This is a genomic window from Aquabacterium sp. (assembly GCF_016195855.1).
Lineage (GTDB): Bacteria > Pseudomonadota > Gammaproteobacteria > Burkholderiales > Burkholderiaceae_C > Aquabacterium.
Genome location: NZ_JACPYU010000022.1, coordinates 128172 through 145972 on the forward strand (window position 1 = coordinate 128172; position 17801 = coordinate 145972).

17 protein-coding genes and 2 pseudogenes are annotated in these 17801 nt (G+C 62.8%); 10 read left to right on the forward strand and 9 right to left on the reverse strand.

Annotated features, from left to right (window positions below; all coding sequences use genetic code 11):
- Positions 1 to 46 precede the first annotated feature (46 nt).
- The 7 genes from cobA to HY019_RS18490 form a co-directional block, all read right to left on the reverse strand.
- Positions 47 to 871, reverse strand: coding sequence for a uroporphyrinogen-III C-methyltransferase (gene cobA, locus HY019_RS18460; RefSeq protein ID WP_290694974.1), 825 nt, complete (start codon positions 869 to 871; stop codon positions 47 to 49).
- Between the two features lie 25 nt (positions 872 to 896).
- Complete coding sequence (locus tag HY019_RS18465) at positions 897 to 2222, reverse strand: GTP-binding protein (protein ID WP_290694976.1); 1326 nt, start codon at positions 2220 to 2222, stop codon at positions 897 to 899.
- Complete coding sequence (gene cysD / locus HY019_RS18470) at positions 2222 to 3172, reverse strand: sulfate adenylyltransferase subunit CysD (protein ID WP_290694978.1); 951 nt, start codon at positions 3170 to 3172, stop codon at positions 2222 to 2224. The genes HY019_RS18465 and cysD overlap by 1 nt, the downstream gene beginning before the upstream one ends.
- Positions 3173 to 3195: 23 nt before the next feature.
- The gene (locus tag HY019_RS18475) at positions 3196 to 3978 is read right to left on the reverse strand and encodes a phosphoadenylyl-sulfate reductase (RefSeq protein WP_290694979.1); all 783 of its coding nucleotides are present in this window, start codon (positions 3976 to 3978) and stop codon (positions 3196 to 3198) included.
- A gap of 17 nt (positions 3979 to 3995) precedes the next feature.
- Positions 3996 to 4502, reverse strand: a complete 507-nt coding sequence (locus HY019_RS18480) for a DUF934 domain-containing protein (RefSeq protein WP_290694981.1) — start codon at positions 4500 to 4502, stop codon at positions 3996 to 3998.
- A gap of 23 nt (positions 4503 to 4525) precedes the next feature.
- Complete coding sequence (locus tag HY019_RS18485) at positions 4526 to 6235, reverse strand: nitrite/sulfite reductase (RefSeq protein WP_290694983.1); 1710 nt, start codon at positions 6233 to 6235, stop codon at positions 4526 to 4528.
- A 96-nt stretch (positions 6236 to 6331) separates the two neighbouring features.
- Complete coding sequence (locus tag HY019_RS18490; protein WP_290694985.1) at positions 6332 to 7111, reverse strand: sulfite exporter TauE/SafE family protein; 780 nt, start codon at positions 7109 to 7111, stop codon at positions 6332 to 6334.
- Positions 7112 to 7235: 124 nt separating this feature from the next.
- On the opposite strand from HY019_RS18490, the gene HY019_RS18495 reads away from it, so the two are divergent.
- Entirely contained in the window at positions 7236 to 8150 is a 915-nt protein-coding gene (locus HY019_RS18495; protein ID WP_290694987.1) for a patatin-like phospholipase family protein, read from the forward strand.
- A gap of 27 nt (positions 8151 to 8177) precedes the next feature.
- Here the strand turns inward: HY019_RS18495 and HY019_RS18500 are convergent, their stop codons facing one another.
- Positions 8178 to 8615 carry a DUF192 domain-containing protein gene (locus tag HY019_RS18500; RefSeq protein ID WP_290695079.1) on the reverse strand — a complete coding sequence of 146 codons (438 nt, stop codon included), beginning with the start codon at positions 8613 to 8615 and terminating at the stop codon, positions 8178 to 8180.
- A gap of 180 nt (positions 8616 to 8795) precedes the next feature.
- Between HY019_RS18500 and HY019_RS18505 the strand changes: the two genes are divergently transcribed.
- From HY019_RS18505 to HY019_RS18545, 9 genes and pseudogenes are all read left to right on the forward strand, one after another.
- The gene (locus HY019_RS18505) at positions 8796 to 11201 is read left to right on the forward strand and encodes a cation-translocating P-type ATPase (RefSeq protein WP_290694989.1); all 2406 of its coding nucleotides are present in this window, start codon (positions 8796 to 8798) and stop codon (positions 11199 to 11201) included.
- A gap of 14 nt (positions 11202 to 11215) precedes the next feature.
- Positions 11216 to 11350: pseudogene (gene ccoS, locus HY019_RS18510) on the forward strand (cbb3-type cytochrome oxidase assembly protein CcoS); the annotation flags it as partial.
- A 90-nt stretch (positions 11351 to 11440) separates the two neighbouring features.
- On the forward strand, positions 11441 to 12868 hold the full coding sequence (ccoN, locus tag HY019_RS18515) for a cytochrome-c oxidase, cbb3-type subunit I (protein ID WP_290694991.1): 1428 nt from the start codon (positions 11441 to 11443) through the stop codon (positions 12866 to 12868).
- Between the two features lie 15 nt (positions 12869 to 12883).
- Entirely contained in the window at positions 12884 to 13513 is a 630-nt protein-coding gene (gene ccoO, locus HY019_RS18520; RefSeq protein ID WP_290694993.1) for a cytochrome-c oxidase, cbb3-type subunit II, read from the forward strand.
- A gap of 12 nt (positions 13514 to 13525) precedes the next feature.
- Positions 13526 to 13663, forward strand: a complete 138-nt coding sequence (locus HY019_RS18525; RefSeq protein ID WP_290644976.1) for a cbb3-type cytochrome c oxidase subunit 3 — start codon at positions 13526 to 13528, stop codon at positions 13661 to 13663.
- A 14-nt stretch (positions 13664 to 13677) separates the two neighbouring features.
- The gene (ccoP, locus tag HY019_RS18530; RefSeq protein WP_290694995.1) at positions 13678 to 14613 is read left to right on the forward strand and encodes a cytochrome-c oxidase, cbb3-type subunit III; all 936 of its coding nucleotides are present in this window, start codon (positions 13678 to 13680) and stop codon (positions 14611 to 14613) included.
- 135 nt (positions 14614 to 14748) lie between these two features.
- Positions 14749 to 16239, forward strand: a pseudogene (gene ccoG, locus HY019_RS18535) (cytochrome c oxidase accessory protein CcoG).
- A 21-nt stretch (positions 16240 to 16260) separates the two neighbouring features.
- Positions 16261 to 16518, forward strand: a complete 258-nt coding sequence (locus HY019_RS18540; RefSeq protein ID WP_290694997.1) for a nitrogen fixation protein FixH — start codon at positions 16261 to 16263, stop codon at positions 16516 to 16518.
- Between the two features lie 105 nt (positions 16519 to 16623).
- Positions 16624 to 16911, forward strand: coding sequence for a hypothetical protein (locus tag HY019_RS18545; protein ID WP_290694999.1), 288 nt, complete (start codon positions 16624 to 16626; stop codon positions 16909 to 16911).
- Between the two features lie 56 nt (positions 16912 to 16967).
- On the opposite strand, the gene fnr is transcribed toward HY019_RS18545, so the two are convergent.
- Positions 16968 to 17684 carry a fumarate/nitrate reduction transcriptional regulator Fnr gene (gene fnr, locus HY019_RS18550; RefSeq protein ID WP_035040296.1) on the reverse strand — a complete coding sequence of 239 codons (717 nt, stop codon included), beginning with the start codon at positions 17682 to 17684 and terminating at the stop codon, positions 16968 to 16970.
- Positions 17685 to 17801: the final 117 nt, after the last annotated feature.

The following is a 17801-nucleotide window of genomic DNA, read 5'->3' on the forward strand; positions in this document are numbered from 1 at the left end:
CAGTTGGAGGTGAATAGGGCGAGATTCTACGGGCTGGGCTTGCGCTTTAGCCTGTCGTGTGGTCTCTTGATTCGCCGCAAAGGGCGATGTGGGTCAAAGGTTGGTCAGGAAGATCCGTGGCGCCAGCCCCCACGATGACCAGGGTCGGGCGCCCGGCGTGGACGGAGCTGGCATCACCCAGCGTGCCCACGGTGTGCACGGTGTGGCGCATGTCAGGCCAGCCGGCACGTGACACCACACTGACGATGGTTTCTGCGGGCCAGCCCGCATCCAGCAGCCCTTTGGACAGTGGATCGAGCTGGCGCCCGGCCATGTAGAACACTTCCGTGTCGGCGCGCTGGCCGGGGCCCATGCCGCATTGCAAGTCGCCCGTGCGCGTCATGGCGGTGGTGAAGCTCACACTGCGGCCTGTGCCACGGCGTGTCAAGGGCCGTTTGGTGGCCGCAGCCGCAGCCAGGGCAGAGGTCACGCCGGGCACCACTTCGCAGGGGATGCCTGCTTCGTTGAGCACATGGAGCTCTTCTTCCAGGCGGCCAAACAGGCTGGGGTCGCCGCCCTTGAGGCGAGCAACCAGACCACGCTCGCCGTGGATGGCGCCAGTGGCCAGCGACTGCTCGACCAGCAACTGGTTGATGCGTGTCTGCCCGTTGAAGTCGCTGCCTTCCTTGCCGGAAAAACCGCGCTTGCCCACGTCGATCCAGTCAGCCTGGGGTGCCAGATCACGCAAGGTGGCGTCCGCGAGTGCGTCGAACAACACCACCTGGGCTTGCGACAGCAGGCGGCTGCCGCGCACCGTGATCAGGTCGGCCTCGCCGGGGCCGGCCCCGATGAACACAACCTTGGCCGCAACGAGTGAGCAGGGCTTATCCACGGATGCTTCCTTGTGGTGTGGGGGATCAGGCGGCCTTGACCAGCAGCGCGCCGCTGGTGCGGTTGGTCGTGGGGTCGACCACGATCAGGGCGCCGCCGATGCGGTTGTCCAGATAGGGCTCGACCGGCAGCGGCTGCTGCGTCTGGATCTGCACGCGACCGATTTCGTTGACGGCCAGTTCATGCGCGTCCTGATCGGCCAGGGTGTGGATGTCCAGGCGGTTGTCGATCGAGGTGATGCGAGCCTGCACCCAACGGTTGCCGTGGCGCACCCAGTACTTGCGGCCGACCACGGCGGGTTCGGTGTCCAGCCAGGCCAGGGTGGCGGTGAAGCTGTCGGTGGGCTTGATGCTGCCGGGCGAGTGGATCCAGTCGCCGCGGGAGATGTCGACCTGGCGGTCCAGCACGATGCCGGCCGACTGGCCTGCCACGCACGCGTCCACAACCAGGGCCGAGTGGCGCACTTCGGCCACGATGGCGGTCTGGCCGCTGGGGAAGATCTGCACTTCGTCGCCAGCCTTGACCGCGCCGTGGGCGATGCGGCCCCAGAACGCGCGGTACTGGTGGCCGGTGCCGGACGCGGATGCTTCGCCTTCACCGACGCTGTCACGGGTCACGTACTGCACGGGGTGCAGCAGCGCGCCGTCATGGCGTTCGTCAGACGCAGGCAGCTCTTCCAGCACCTGCAGCAGGGTCGGGCCCTTGTACCAGGGCCAGTTGGCGCTCGGCGTGGTCACGTTGTCGCCACGCAGTGCCGACACGGGGATCACGCCCTTGCTGACGATGCCGGCTTGCTGAGCGAAGGCTTCCAGCGAGGCCTTGACGTTGTTGAAGGCGGTTTCGGTGTCCTGCTCGATGGCATCCAGCTTGTTCACGGCGAACACGATGGAGGGCACGCGTAGCAACTGGGCCAGCAGGCTGTGGCGGCGCGTCTGGGCCAGCAAAGGCACCGGGTCAGCCTTCCAGTCGATCTTGGTGATGTCGACCAGCACCACGGCCGCGTCGGAGCCGGCGGCAGCCGTCACCATATTGCGGGTGTACTGCTCGTGGCCCGGGGCGTCAGCGATGATGAACTTGCGCGTCTTGGTCGCAAAGTAGCGGTAGGCCACGTCGATGGTGATGCCTTGCTCGCGTTCGGCTTCCAGGCCGTCGGTCAGCAGCGACAGGTCGATCGGGGCGCCAGCAGCGCGCTTTTCCAGCGCGTCGAGCTGGTCGGCCAGGATGGCGCGGCTGTCGAACAGCAGGCGGCCGATCAGGGTGCTCTTGCCATCGTCGACGCTGCCAGCAGTCAGGAAGCGCAGGGCCTTGTGTGCCAATTCTTCGTTGGCAGCGTTGTGAATCACGTTAGTCATCAGAAATAGCCTTCCTTCTTGCGGCGCTCCATCGAGGCCTCGGAGGTGCGGTCGTCCATACGGGTAGCGCCACGTTCGCTCACGGTCACGTGCAGGGTCTCGGCAACGATGTCGGCCGGGTTGGCGGCATCGGATTCAACCGGGCAGGTGCAGGTCATGTCGCCCACGGTGCGGAAGCGCACGTCCACGGTTTCGATGGTTTCGCCATCCAGTGCCGGCGTGACCTCGGTCAGAGGCACCAGCAGGCCCTTGCGGCGCATCACCTGGCGGGGGTGCTTGAAATAGATGTTGGGCAGCGGGATGCTCTCGCGGGCGATGTAGAGCCACACGTCCAGCTCGGTCCAGTTGCTGATCGGGAAGGCGCGGAAGTGTTCGCCCGGCTTGATGCGGGTGTTGAACAGGTTCCACAGCTCGGGGCGCTGTTCCTTGGGCTGCCACTGGCCGAAGCTGTCGCGGTGCGAGAAGATGCGCTCCTTGGCGCGGGCCTTCTCTTCATCACGACGGGCGCCGCCGATCAGGCAGTCGAAGCGGTTGTCTTCGATGGCTTCGAGCAGGGTCACCGTCTGGTGCCCGTTGCGCGATTCCAGCGGGTGGGCCAGGCGCACGGTGCCACGCTTGATGGAGTCTTCCATGTGCGCCACGATCAGGCGCTCGCCGATTTCCTTGACGCGGCGTTCGCGGAACTCGATCACTTCAGGGAAGTTGTGGCCGGTGTCCACATGCACGAGCGGGAAGGGCAGCTTGCCTTCGAGCTTGCCTTGCGCGTTCTTCATCTTGAAGGCCTTCTCGGCCAGATGCAGCACCACGCAGGAGTCCTTGCCGCTGGAGAACAGCAGGCCGGGGCGCTCGAAGGTGGCGGCCACTTCACGCAGGATGAAGATGGCTTCTTCTTCCAGGGCGTCCAGGTGGCGGTGGTCCACATCCGCCAGCAATTGGGTCACATCATTCATAGCTTCAATCTACTTTTCGGGATTCAATTCTTGTGCACGTGCAGGCCGCATTCCTTGGCTTTCTCATCCTCCCACCACCAGCGGCCGGCGCGGAAGTCCTCGCCCACGGCAATGGCGCGTGTGCAGGGCTCGCAGCCGATGCTGGGCATGAACTGGTCATGCAGCGGGTTGTAGGGCACATGGTTGACGGACACGTAGTGCCACACATCGCCCCAGGTCCAGTCGATCATGGGGTTGAACTTGGCGCGGCCCTTGTCGTCCTGTTCGCGCGCGGCCATGTCGCCACGGTTGTTGGACTGTTCGCGGCGCAGGCCGGTGATCCAGGCCGTGCGCTCAGCCAGCATGCGGCTCAGCGGCTCCAGCTTGCGGATGCCGCAGCAGGCCTTGCGCAGGTCGATGCTTTCGTACATCGCCTTCTCGCCGTTGCGCTTGACGAACTCGATCGCGGCTTCCTGCACGGGCTTGTAGACCTCGACATGGAGGCCCACATCGGCGTAGTGCGTCTCGATGGTGCCGATCAACGAGGCAGTCTCGGCATGCAGCTTGCCGGTCTCCAGCGTGCCAATGGCGATGGGCAACTGGTAACGCGCGATCAGATCGGTCACGATCATGTCTTCCACGCCCAGGCTGGTGGCTTGCACGACCTTGCCGGGGTGCTCGAAGGCGGCGGCCTTGAGCAACTCGATGGTGGCATGCACCTTGGCGGCGTAGTCGGCGCTGGGGTGGTTGTACAGCGTGATGGCCGAACCGGCAGGCGCAGGGCCGCCGATCAGGGACGAACTACCGAGGGAGGATGTTTCGCTCATCAGCAATGCTCCTTGGGTCAGGCTGCGCGACCAAACACCGGCTTGGTCACCTTGATGTCGCCCTGGTAGTGCCCGCGTGCGGCAAAGAAGCCCAGTGCGCGTTCGGCCGCGGCACGGTCCTGGTCGCTGCGCAGGGCCACGGCGTCAAAGCCAGAGCGGGCCAACAGCGGCATCATGTCCACCAGCACTTCACCCGTGGCGCGGATCTCGCCCGTGAAGCGGTAACGGGCACGCAGGATGTGCGCCTGGCTGTAGGCGCGGCCGTCCACCCACTTGGGGAACTGCAGCACCACCAGCGCCAGCTTGGCCGTGTCGGCTTCCAGCACTTCGATGTCGGTGTCATTGGGCAGAATCACGCCCACGGGCTTGTAGTCGGCCGAGCCTTGTGCAGGCCACTGCTCGCGCACGGCATGCCACTGGCCCAGCGTCAGCAGGCTGTAGCTCTTGATGGGCGGGTGGGACATGGGGCCGTCTTCGCCGCCAACCGTGCGCCACTGATCGTGATGGGGGTCAATGAACTTCATGTGTGTGTCCTTCCTGGCGCCGATCAGGCTGCTTTGGCTGTCGTGCGGCGTACTGCGTTGGCGGCGGCCTTGAACGGGTCGATGCCGACACGCTTGACGGTGTCGATGAACTTCTCGTTGGCGGCGCGCTGGCCCTTGTAGGTTTCGATGACGGCTTCGATCACGTCGGTGACTTCGTCTGCAGCGAACGAGGGGACGATGACCTTGCCGACCAGGCTGGTGGGCGCGTGGTCGGAGCCATCAGAGCCACCCAGGGTGACCTGGTACCACTCGGTGCCGTCCTTGTCCACGCCCAGGATGCCGATGTGGCCCGTGTGGTGGTGGCCGCAGGAGTTGATGCAACCGGAGATGTGCAGGTCGATGTCGCCGATGTCGTACAGCTCGTCCAGATCCTGGTAGCGCTCGATCAGGTCATTGGCGATGGGGATGGAGCGGGCGTTGGCCAGGGCGCAGAAGTCGCCACCCGGGCAGGCGATCATGTCGCTGAGCAGGCCAATGTTGGCCGACGCCAGCGTGGCGGGCTTGGCGGCTTGCCACAGGGCGAACAACTCTTCTTCGCGCACGAAGGGCAGCAGCACGTTCTGGTCGTGGGTCACACGCAACTCACCGCAGCTGAAGCGGTCGGCCATGTCGGCGATCGCGTCCATTTGCGCATCGGTCACGTCGCCAGGAGCCTGGCCCACGCGTTTGACCGACAGGTGCACGTTCTTGTAGCCCTGCACCTTGTGGCCCTTGACATTGCGCTCCAGCCACTTGGTGAACTGGGTCTTGTCTGCGGCAGACGCATCAGCGGGCAGGCCATTGCCGGTGGGCGTGTAGGCCTTGACCGATTCCGGGTAGCTGAAGCCGACGTTCACGCGGTCGAATTCGGCCTGCGGGATGATGTGGGCCGCGCCGTCCACGTCACGCGTCAGGATGTTGCTGAATTCCTGGTTGACCTGATCAAAGAACTTCTGGCCTTCGGCCTTCACCAGGATCTTGATGCGGGCCTTGTACATGTTGTCGCGGCGGCCGTAGCGGTTGTACACGCGCACGATGGCCTCGATGTAGACCAGGATCTGCTGCCAGGGCACGAAGCTGTTGATCACGGTGCCGGTGATGGGCGTGCGGCCCATGCCACCGCCCACGATCACCTTGAAGCCGACTTCGCCTTCGTCATCCTTGACCAGTTGCAGGCCGATGTCGTGCCAGTAGATGGCCGCGCGGTCTTCCTTGGCGCCGCTCACGGCGATCTTGAACTTGCGGGGCAGGAAGGCGAATTCAGGGTGCAAGGTCGACCATTGGCGCAGCACTTCGCAGTAGGGGCGGGCGTCGATGATCTCGTCTTCGGCCACACCCACCATGGCGTCTGCCGTGATGTTGCGGATGCAGTTGCCCGAGGTCTGGATGCCGTGCATGTTGACTTCGGCCAGCAGGTCCATCACGTCGGCGCTCTTGGCCAGGGGGATCCAGTTGTACTGGACGTTCTGGCGGGTCGTGAAGTGGGCGTAGCCGCGGTCGTATTCGCGGGCGATCTTCGCCAGTTGGCGGATCTGCTTGCTGGACATCTCGCCGTAAGGCACGGCCACACGCAACATGGGGGCGTGGCGCTGGACATACCAGCCGTTTTGCAGGCGCAGCGGACGGAACTCGTCATCGCCCAGCTTGCCAGCCAGGTTGCGCTCCAGCTGGTCGCGGAACTGAGCCGCACGCTGGCGGACGAACTGTTTGTCAAATTCAGTGTACTGATACATGGCAAGTCTCCCGCATTGAAGCAGGGTGTCGATGTGTCAAGGACGCTTGGCACATTCCCGAAGGGGATACTGTGCTGCGGCATGTCTCGTTGTGAATCAAGCGGTCAGCAAAACCTTCTTGGCAGCAAGGACCAGGCAGGCGCAAAGCGCAAAACGCGTGATTGTCTCAGGCAAATGCTTGGTCAGCTTGGCCGATACCCAGATTGCGGGGATGGAGCCGATCAGCAACTCGGTGAGCAACATCCAGTTGACGTTGCCCAAAGAGGCGTGCCCGATGCCCGCCACGATGGTCAGCGGCACGGCGTGCGCAATGTCGCTGCCCACCAGGCGCTTCATGTCCAGGCGAGGGTAGAGCAGCAGGATCATGGTGGCGCCCAGGGCGCCTGCGCCGATCGAGCTCAAGGACACCAGCACCCCCAGGATCGCCCCGCACAGCACCGTCAAGGCAGGGCGGCGCTCGCGGGTGATCCAACGCTCCAGCCAGATCCCGACCTTGTGCCAGACCGGGCGAAACGCCACGGTGATGGCCGTCAACAACAGGGCGATGCCCAGGGCGTAGGCCAGGGCGCTGTCGCCGCGCTTGTTGATGCCGACCATGTGCATGAAAAGCATGGTCAGGATGGTGGCCGGAATGCTGCCGTAGAGCAGCTTTTTAACGATGTGGTAGTCCACATGGCCTTCTCGATGGTGCGCAACCGACCCCGAGACCTTGGTAATGCCTGCGAACCACAGGTCCGTGCCAATGGCCACCGCTTTTTCGAGACCGAAGACCGAAATCAGCAGGGGTGTCATCAAGGAGCCGCCACCCACACCTGTCAGCCCCACAATCGAGCCCACTCCGGCGCCGGCGGCAACGGCTGTCCAATCGAAATTCATTGAAACGCTACAGCTTTCTGAACACGCTCACACGCCAGACACGGCGAGCAGGTTGACGGAGGCTGAACTGTAGAAAACTTATATATAAATGAAAAGAACATTTTTAGAAGTTGTTTATTCTTCTGTGGAATATAGGCTCTTCAAGCGTGTTGTTGCCTTGGGCGCCGTGCTGTCCATCAGTGCCTGCAGCGTGTTTCAGGCGCCGCCCGCTCCGGCGCCCGCCCCTCCACCCATCGCGGCGGTGGCGCCCAAACCCGCCCCGCGGCCTCCGAAAATCGGCCTGGCGCTGGGCGGCGGCGCAGCGCGCGGTTTTGCCCATATCGGCGTGCTGCAGGTGCTGGAAGAGCAGGGGATCAAGCCTGATCTCGTGGTGGGGACCTCCGCCGGCAGCGTGGTGGCCACGCTCTACGCGGCAGGCAAGACACCGGCTGAGCTCACCAATATGGCCATGACGCTGGATGAGTCAACCATCACCGACTGGGTTTTCCCGGGCCGCTCCCTGCTTAAGGGCGAGGCCTTGGCCAAGTTCGTGCGCAACCTGACCGGCGGCCGCCAGATCGAGGGCATGCGCATGCCGCTGGGCATCGTGGCGGCTGATTTGCAAAACGGCCAGCCCATCCTGTTTCGCAAGGGTGACCCAGGCATGGCCGTGCGCGCCTCCAGTTCGGTCCCCGGGGTGTTCGAGCCGGTCAAGATCGGTGGGCGAGAGTACATCGACGGTGGCGCTGTTTCACCGATTCCGGTTCGCTACGCCAAGCAGATGGGGGCCGACATCGTGATCGCCGTGGACATCTCGGCCATCCCGGAAGGCCAGTCGACCAAGGGGGCCGTGGACATCCTGCTGCAGACCTTCAACATCATGGGGCACGCCATCAGTCAGTACGAGTTGCAGGATGCCGATGTCGTGATGCGCCCCAAACTGGAAGGCATCGGCAGCACGGAATTCAGCGCACGCCGCCTGTCCATCCTGGCTGGGCGGGAAGCCGCCCTGATGGTGATGCCTCAGCTGAAAGAGCGCATCGCGGCCAAAACGCGCTGACCTTGCCGAGCGGCAGCGCTGCGAGGGTCAGCGGGGTGTACCAAATGGCACGCCGCTGAGCTTGCTGCCGTCCTTGATGCCGCGCTTGGCAAACCACCCGGTGTTCATCTCCAGCACGAAGCGAACAGGCTTGGTCGAGCAGTGTGGGTCCAGTGTTTGCGGCTTCATCTCGTCGACGTTCACCACGGTGCCGTCGTCGGCCACAAATGCCACGGCCAGCGGGATGAGCGTGTTCTTCATCCAGAAGCACTGCTGGCCAGGCCGCTCGAAGATGAACAGCATGCCGTCGTTGGCGCCCATGCTGGTGCGGTACATCAGGCCGATTTCGTGTTCCTGAGGCGTCTCGGCGACCTCAGCCTTGATGTTGTGCATGCCGGCGCCCAAGGTCACGGTGGGCAGATGTTGCGCGCGGTCTTGTGCCAGGGCCGTCGAGGGTGCAAGCAGGGGCAACACACACACGCTCATGGCTGCGATGGCGGCTTTCCAGGCCGGCCGGCCGGCAACTTGAAACACAATCCGAGACATCACCTTGATCCTTCTTGGGGTTAACCCGTAAATTTCCGTGTAGATTGCCGACCGGTGTCGCCTCAGGCACCTGTCCGTCTGGTCGGCCAATTTGGCAGCCCGACTGTATCAGCGAGCCCGATGACCCAAACGCTTACCCAGACCATCTCGCCGACACCTGCGCAAGTAAAGCCCTTGCCGGCCTTGAGCTCCGCCCAGGTGGCAGGGCTGGATGACCCGGCTTTGCTGGCGCAATGCGTGGTGGACGTGCCCGTGGGCAGCAGCCTTCGCCGCATCGGCCTGGGCCTGTCGGGCATGTACTGCGCGGCGTGTTCCATCACTATCGAGGATGCCATCCTGCGTGTGCCGGGCGTGCGCGAGGTTCAGGTGCAGGCTGCTTCACAGCGCGCCCGCATCCTGCTGGATCCGGCCAAAACGAAGCTGTCCGAGGTGGTGGCCGCGGTGCAGAAGGCCGGTTACCGTGCCTGGCCTGATGCGGCCGCGCGTGCTGGCAACGAGCGCCTGCTTGAGCGTCGCAAACTCTTGTGGCGCCTGTCGGTGGCGGCGTTTTGCATGATGCAGATCATGATGGTCACGACCATGCAGTACGTGTCTGGCCCCGATACCATCCCCAAGGACCTCTGGAACCTGATGAACTGGGCGGGCTGGGTATTGAGCCTGCCGGTGATGCTCTTCTCGTGCGGTCCCTTCTTTTCTGGTGCCTGGCGCGCAGCCCGGCAAGGGCGCATCGCCATGGACACCCCGGTGGCACTGGGCATCGCGGCCACCTTCATCACCAGTACCGGCGCCACATTCGGCGGCCAGGCCATCTTCGGGCACGAGGTCTATTTCGACTCGCTGACCATGTTCGTGACCTTCCTGCTGGGCGGGCGCTGGCTGGAGAGCCGGGCACGCGAGAAGGTCACCCAGTCGCTCGAATCCTTGTGCGTGCAACTGCCAGAAGCGGTCGACAGGGTGATCGAGGCCGACGCTGCTCTGGCCGACGTGTCCGCGTCCCGCACCGAATCCATCCCCATCTCATCCCTTCAGCATGGGGACAAGGTGAGGGTGGCCGTAGGGCAGGTGTTTCCGGCTGACGGGCAGATCCTGACCGGGCAGACCGATGTCGACGAATCCTTGCTGACAGGGGAGTCGCGTGCCGTGCGCCGCCAGGAGGGGCAGATGGTGGTGGCCGGCAGCATGAACCTGGGCTCGCCCGTCTGGATGACCGTGGAGCGCCTGGGGCCGGACACCCGCTACCAGCAGATCGTCTCCCTGGTGCAGCAGGCCATGACGGAAAAGCCCGGCTGGATGCGGCAGGCCGACCGCATGGCAGGCCCCTTCCTGTGGGCTGTCCTGGCGCTGGCCGGTGGCAGTGCCATTGCCTGGCAGTTCATTGACCCGGCGCGCTCGGTCTGGGTGGCGGTGTCGGTTCTGGTCGTCACCTGCCCTTGTGCCTTGTCGCTGGCGGCCCCCTCGGCCCTGTTGGCCGCTGCCGGCGCCATGGCCCGTCAAGGTTTGCTTGTGCGACGCCTGGATGCGCTTGAGGCGCTGGCACATGTCGACCGCATCTATTTCGACAAAACCGGCACCTTGACCGAGGGCGAGTTGCGCGTCGTGGGTCTGGTCAGCCAGGCGAGTGGGGCGCAGGTTTCCAATGGCCTGACGGGCGAATCGAGCGATCGCTGGCAAAAGGCCGCCGCCTTGGCCTCGCAGTCGCAGCACCCCTTGTCGCGCTCGCTGGTCAAGGCCGTGCAGGAGGCCGGTGGTCTTCAGGGGCAGTCATGGCTGGACGTGCGCGAGTTCGCGGGCAAAGGCGTGCAAGCACAGGACGAGCATGGGGTCTGCTGGCGCCTGGGCTCCCGTCACTGGGTGCTGGACGGCGGCGGCGAGGCGCTGGATGCATGGGCCGCAGGCCTGTCCGAGGCGCGCGTCTGGCTGGCGGGGCGCGGGCAGGACGGCGTGCTGATGCCGCAAAGCGTCACCGGCTTTGTGTTCGACGAAACCTTCCGCGAGGAGGCCGCCCCGACAATTGCCCGCCTCAACGCCCTGAAATGCCAGACTGCGCTGCTTTCGGGTGACCAGGAGAGTCGGGTAGTTGCTGCGGCGCAACATTTGGGGCCTCGCGGCGAACTGGTGATCGCCAGGGCCCACGCCACCCCGGAAGACAAGCTGCAGGTGATTGCCCAGGCGCAGTCGCAAGGCCACCGCGTTGCCGTCGTGGGCGATGGCATCAACGATGCGCCCGTGCTGGCCAAGGCCAACGTCTCCATCGCGCTTGACCAGGGGGCGGCCTTGGCGCAATCTCAGGCGGATCTGATCGTGCTGGGCGGGCGCCTGCTGGGGGTGCCGCTGGCCGTTGAAACCGCGCGGCGTGCCATGCGTATCGTCAAGCAGAACCTGGCCTGGGCTGCCTTCTACAACCTCAGTTGCATACCCTTGGCCCTGATGGGGCTGCTGCCCCCTTGGCTTGCGGGGCTGGGCATGGCGCTCAGCTCGCTTGGGGTGGTCCTGAATGCGCTTAGACTCGGCGCCTTCCGCTCGTGAGGCGGCCACACACCATGGAAATTCTGTACGTCCTGATTCCCGTATCCGTTCTGCTCGTGCTGGCGATCCTGGCCGTGCTGGGATGGGCTGTCAACAGTGGGCAGTTTGAGGACATCGAACAAGAAGGGCTGCGCATCCTGCAACCCGAAGGGCAACAAGATGGGGGCAACGTTGAGCCTCATCAAGAATAGATAGTGGTTTGCCCTCACAATTCAGTCTGTAACAAAGGAGAAGAAGAGATGGCAACCACCCACTCTGCCACGTACAACGATACGGTTGTCCGGCAGTTCGCCATTGCCGCCGTCCTATGGGGCGTCGTAGGTATGGCTGTCGGCGTCCTGATCGCGTCACAACTGGCATGGCCGGAACTCAATTTCGGTATCCCCTGGCTGACCTACGGTCGCCTGCGTCCCCTGCACACCAATGCGGTGATTTTTGCGTTCGGCGGCTGCGCCCTGTTCGCAACGTCTTACCACGTGGTGCAACGTACCTGCCAGACGCGCCTTTTTGCGGGCCCCCTGGCGGCCTTCACGTTCTGGGGTTGGCAACTGGTGATCCTGCTGGCCGCGATCTCGCTGCCCATGGGTTTCACCACCGGCAAGGAATACGCCGAGCTGGAATGGCCGATTGACATCCTGATCACCTTGGTCTGGGTGGCTTACGCCGTTGTGTTCTTCGGTACCGTGGGTACCCGCAAGATCCGTCACATCTATGTGGCCAACTGGTTCTACGGCGCCTTCATCATCGCCGTGGCCCTGCTGCACATCGTCAACAGCGCCGAAATCCCCGTTTCGCTGACCAAGTCCTACTCCGCTTACGCCGGTGTGCAGGACGCCATGGTGCAATGGTGGTATGGCCACAATGCCGTGGGCTTCTTCCTGACGGCAGGCTTCCTGGGCATGATGTATTACTACATCCCCAAGCAGGCCGGCATGCCCGTGTACTCGTATCGCCTGTCGATCGTGCACTTCTGGGCCCTGATCTTCACCTACATGTGGGCGGGTCCTCACCACCTGCACTACACCGCATTGCCTGACTGGACCCAGTCCGTTGGCATGGTGTTCTCGCTGATCCTGCTGGCACCCTCGTGGGGCGGCATGATCAACGGCATCATGACCCTGTCGGGTGCCTGGTACAAGCTGCGTGACGACGCCATCCTGAAGTTCCTGATTGTGGCGCTGTCGTTCTACGGCATGTCGACCTTCGAAGGTCCGATGATGTCCATCAAGACCGTGAACTCGCTGTCGCACTACACCGACTGGACCGTCGGCCACGTGCACTCCGGCGCCTTGGGCTGGGTGGGGCTGATCTCGATGGGCTCGCTGTACTACCTGATTCCGCGCATGTTCGGCCGCACCACGATGTACTCCGTGTCGGCCATCTCGCTGCACTTCTGGGCTGCCACCATCGGCATCGTGCTCTACATCGCCGCGATGTGGATTGCCGGTGTGATGCAAGGCCTGATGTGGCGCGCTGTGAACCCTGACGGTACCCTGGTGTACTCCTTCGTGGAGAGCGTGAAGGCAACCTATCCGTTCTACGTGATCCGCGTGGCCGGTGGTCTGCTCTACCTGGGCGGCATGATCCTGATGCTGTGGAACACCGTGATGACCGCGACCAATGGTCGTGCCGTCAACGCGCCGATCCCTCAGCCTGCTCACGCCTGATCGAAGGAGAACAACATGGCTGACAACAATCACAATGTGAAGCTCTTCTCGCACGAGAAGATCGAGACCAGCAACTTCCTGATGATCGTGCTGACGCTGGTCGTCGTGCTCTTCGGTGCCCTGGTCGAAATCGTGCCGCTGTTCTTCCAGCACAGCACGACGGAGCCGGTTCCTGGTCTGAAGCCTTACACCGCGCTGCAACTGGCTGGTCGTGACATCTATCTGCGTGAAGGTTGCTACAACTGCCACTCGCAGATGATCCGTCCCTTCCGTGCCGAGACGCTGCGCTATGGCCACTACTCCATGGCTGGCGAGTTCGTGTACGACCACCCCTTCCAGTGGGGCTCCAAGCGCACCGGTCCTGACCTGCAGCGCGTGGGCGGCAAGTACTCCGACGAATGGCACCGTGCTCACCTGCACAACCCACGTGACGTGGTGCCCGAGTCGAACATGCCGGCCTACCCGTGGCTGGAGCAGAACAAGGTCGACCCGGCTGGGATGGCGCCTCGCATGAAGGCCTTGCGCCTGGTGGGTGTGCCTTACACCGATGCAGACATCAGCGGCTCGGCCGAGGAAGTCAAGGACAAGACCGAGCTTGAAGCCGTGATTGCCTATCTGCAGGTGCTGGGCACGTCTGTCAAATAAGGAGCGACGCACATGGACATCATTGTCGTGAGAAGCATTTTCACCGTTGTGTGTCTGTGCGTTTTCGTGGGCATCGTTGCTTGGGCGTTCAAGCGCGGCAACAAGGCCCAGTTCGAGGAGGCAGGCCGCCTGCCCCTCGCTGAAGATTGACTGGAGGCTCATAAATGAGCGACTTCATTAACAGTGGATGGTCGTGGTATGTCATCGCGATCGTCGTCTTTGGTCTGGTTTATTGCGCGTTTGTGTTGATCGGTGCGGCCAAGCACAAGGTCATCTATGACGCGCAAGGCAATGTCGACAAGACAACGGGCCACGTGTGGGACAACGACCTGCGCGAGTTGAACAACCCGCTGCCTCGCTGGTGGCTGTTCCTGTTCATCATCACGCTGGCCTTTGCTGGTGCTTACCTGGCCTTGTATCCCGGCCTGGGCAACAACAAGGGCACCTTGGGCTGGAGTTCCAAGGGGCAGCTGGAAGCCGAAATGGCCAAAGCCAAGGTTGAGCAGGACAAGATCTTCGCCGCGTTCAAGAACGCCTCGGTTGAAGACCTGGCCCGTGACCCCAAGGCCCATGCCATCGGTGAACGCTTGTTCCTGAACAACTGCGCGGCTTGCCACGGCTCTGATGCCAAGGGCAACAAGGGCTTCCCCAACCTGACGGACAACGACTGGTTGCACGGTGGTTCGCCCGAGAAGATCATCGAGACCATCACCCATGGTCGTCGTGGTCAGATGCCCGTGATGGCGCCTGCTGTGGGCAGTGCCGACGAAGTGCGTCAAGTGGCAAACTATGTGCTGAGCCTGTCTGGCGCTGGTCACAACTCGATTCAGGCTGAATTGGGCAAGGCCAAGTTCAAGCAAGTGTGCGCGGCCTGCCACGGTGCCGACGGCAAGGGCAACCAGGCCATCGGTGCGCCCAACCTGACGGACAAGATCTGGCTGCACGGCTTCGGTGAAGAAGCCATCATGGCCATGGTCAACAAGGGCAAGCTCAACATCATGCCCGCGCAGGAAACACGCCTGTCCGAAGACCAGATCAAGCTGCTGGCTTCGTATGTCTGGAGTCTGTCGCACACCACGCAGACGGCACAGGCTCAATGAGGCTGTGATGCCCTTACAAAGGCCCCACAAAGCGCTTGATCTCGATCAAGCGGGGGCCTAAAGTCAAGCGGCGGACCATGATGACTGATACCCTTGTGGGTATTCATCGGGTCCGCCGCTTTTCCGTTTTGCGCCATGACTGATACAAGCACCACCACCCCAGCGCCCAAGCGCATCATCCCCATTCAGGCAGCTGAAACCACACCAGCGCAAAGCGATGCGCGCCGGGAAGAGGTGGTGTCGCTCTACAAAAAGAGCGAAAAGATCTATGCACGCGAAGTGGAAGGCTGGTTCCGCAACTGGCGTCTGCTGCTGATCTGGGTGACCCAGATCGCCTTTTACGGCACCCCCTGGTTGAGCTGGAATGACCGTCAGGCTGTGCTGTTTGATCTCGGCACGCGGCGCTTTTACATGTTCAACCTGGTTCTGTACCCACAGGACTTCATCTACCTGACCGCCTTGCTGGTCATCTCGGCCTACGGCTTGTTTCTTTTCACCACGGTGGCCGGCCGCCTGTGGTGCGGTTATGCCTGCCCTCAAACGGTCTACACAGAAATGTTCATGTGGATCGAGAACAAGATCGAGGGCAATCGCGCCAAGCGGATGAAGATGGACAAGTCCCCGTGGACGGCCGAGAAGCTGGGCCGCAAGGTGGCCAAGCATGCTGCCTGGATCATCCTCGCCCTGTGGACGGGCTATACCTTCGTCGGGTATTTCACGCCGATTCGCGTGCTGGGTGCCGAGGTGCAGTCCTTCGGCATGGGCCCCTGGGAGATCTTCTGAGTCCTATTCTACGGTTTCGCGACCTATGGCAACGCAGGCTTCATGCGCGAGCAGGTGTGCAAATACATGTGCCCGTATGCCCGCTTCCAGAGCGCCATGTTCGACCGTGACACGCTGATCATCAGCTATGACGCCAAGCGCGGTGAGCCCCGTGGTTCACGCTCGCGCAAGACAGACGCGCAATCCAAGGGGCAGGGCGATTGCATCGACTGCACGCTGTGCGTCCAGGTCTGCCCGACGGGCATAGATATCCGCAAGGGGCTGCAGTACGAGTGCATCGGGTGTGCCGCCTGCATCGACGTGTGCGACTCCGTGATGGACAAGATGGGGGCGCCGCGCGGCCTGATCCGCTATGCCACGCTGAACTCGCTGGACAACGGCTGGGGTCGCAAGGAAATGTGGGGCCGCGTGACCCGCCCCCGTGTGCTCATCTACACCGCCATTCTGTTGATCGTTGTGGGCGCCTTCCTCACCAGCTTGTACTCCCGCCCGCCGTTCCGGGTGGATGTGGTGCGCGACCGTGGCGCGCTGGCGCGTATCGTGGATGATGGTTTCGTCGAGAACGTCTACCGGATCCAGTTGATGAATGCCAGCGAGTCGGTGCAGAAGTACCGTGTTGGTGTGGAGCAGCTCACCCAGTCCATCGTCAAGGGCGGTGACGAGGTGGTGTTGGGCCCGGCCGAAGCGCGCTGGGTGCCCATCGCAGTCCGCGTGCCGCCGGAAGTCGCCGCCCGCATGGGCTCCGGCGCTTTCGGCATGACGGTGGTCGTCGAGCAGTTGCGCCAGGGCGATCGGCCCCAGGTGGACGTCCGGGAAAAATCGACATTCATGGTGCCTCGCTGAGTGCGCCTTGCAGGAGTAAACATGTCTCAAGTTGAAAACAAGCCAGTCGCTCACGCAGAGCAATCGAAACCCTGGTGGCGTTACCCCATTGTCTGGATGGTGGTTGGTGGCCCTGCGGCTGTGGTCGTGGCGTCGATCTTCACGGCCTCCTTGGCCATCAAGCATGTGGATCCGGTACTGGACACATCTGTGGGCCAGGTCAAGGCTCCGTCAGAGGCGCCAGCCATTCAAGCCCGCAACCACTCTGCGGAACAGGCCAGGGAACCGGCGGAGCGGTAAAACCCTTTGGGGTACACCCCCTTGTTTAGGGGTTATTCCTCGCCCGCGATTTGATCCGTCGTAGGAATATGTGACTTGTGTCCCAGTTCAACGAAGGAGAACCGAATGACACAGCGCGTACTTCACGCTGCCCAGATTCTGTGGCCTGCTTTTCTGATTGCAGGCGTTCTAGAGATGGTGGTGTTCTCGTGGGTCGATCCCACGCAGTTGCGGATCGGCCAGTGGCAACCTGATGCCCAGACGACCTACAGCCTCGCCTTTTTTGTGTTCTGGGGTTTGGTGACACTGTCATCGCTGCTCAGCCACTGGATGATGAAGGTGTCGGACTCCCCGGCTCATGCGCGCAGAGTGCGCCGCCATGCACGTCGCCAGCAGGTTCACAACCACGCTTGAATGAAAAAGGCCCGCTTGACGCGGGCCTTTGTATTTCCTGGCGATGACCGAGCCAATCAGCAGCGCACGCTGTTGACCAGGGCGCGCAAGCCTGCTTCATCCGTGATGCGGATGTCGCGTTGCTTGACTTCCAGCAGACCTTCTTCCTGGAACTTGGAGAAGGTGCGGCTGACTGTTTCCAGCTTCAGCCCCAGGTAGCTGCCGATTTCCTCGCGCGTCATGCGCAGGACCAGGGCAGAGGCCGAAAAGCCCCGTGCGTGCAGGCGCTGCGTCAGGTTCAGCAGGAAGGCCGCCAGGCGTTCCTCTGCGCGCATGCTGCCCAGCAGCAGCATCACGCCGTGGTCGCGCACGATTTCGCGGCTCATGATCTTGTGGAACTGGTGCTGCAAGTCCGAGAACTCGCGCGACAGGTCTTCCAGCTGCGAGTAGGGGATCACGCAGACCTGAGAGTCTTCCAGCGCAATGGCATCGCAAGCGTGGCGGTCCGTGCTGATGCCGTCCAGGCCAAGCAACTCGCCGGCCATCTGGAACCCTGTGACCTGATCGCGCCCATCTTCAGAGGACACGCGGGTCTTGAAGAAGCCGGTACGCACGGCATAAACAGAGCGGAAGGGGTCGCCCGTATGGAACAGGGCGTCTCCTCGCTTGACTGTCTTGCGTGTGGCCACCAGGGAGTCGAGGTGCGACAGTTGAGGCTGCGACAGGCCGACAGGCAGGCACAGCTCGCGCAGGTTACAACTTGAACAGGCTACTTTGAATGTGTCGTATTTCATGGAACAGCCAGACGTGCCGCCTTGGTCGTGATGACAGGGATGATGGTGGGCGGTCGAGTCAGAAGCGTCTGCGATGGGAAATGTACTGTTCAGCATGAGGAACCTCAAAGGTTGCCC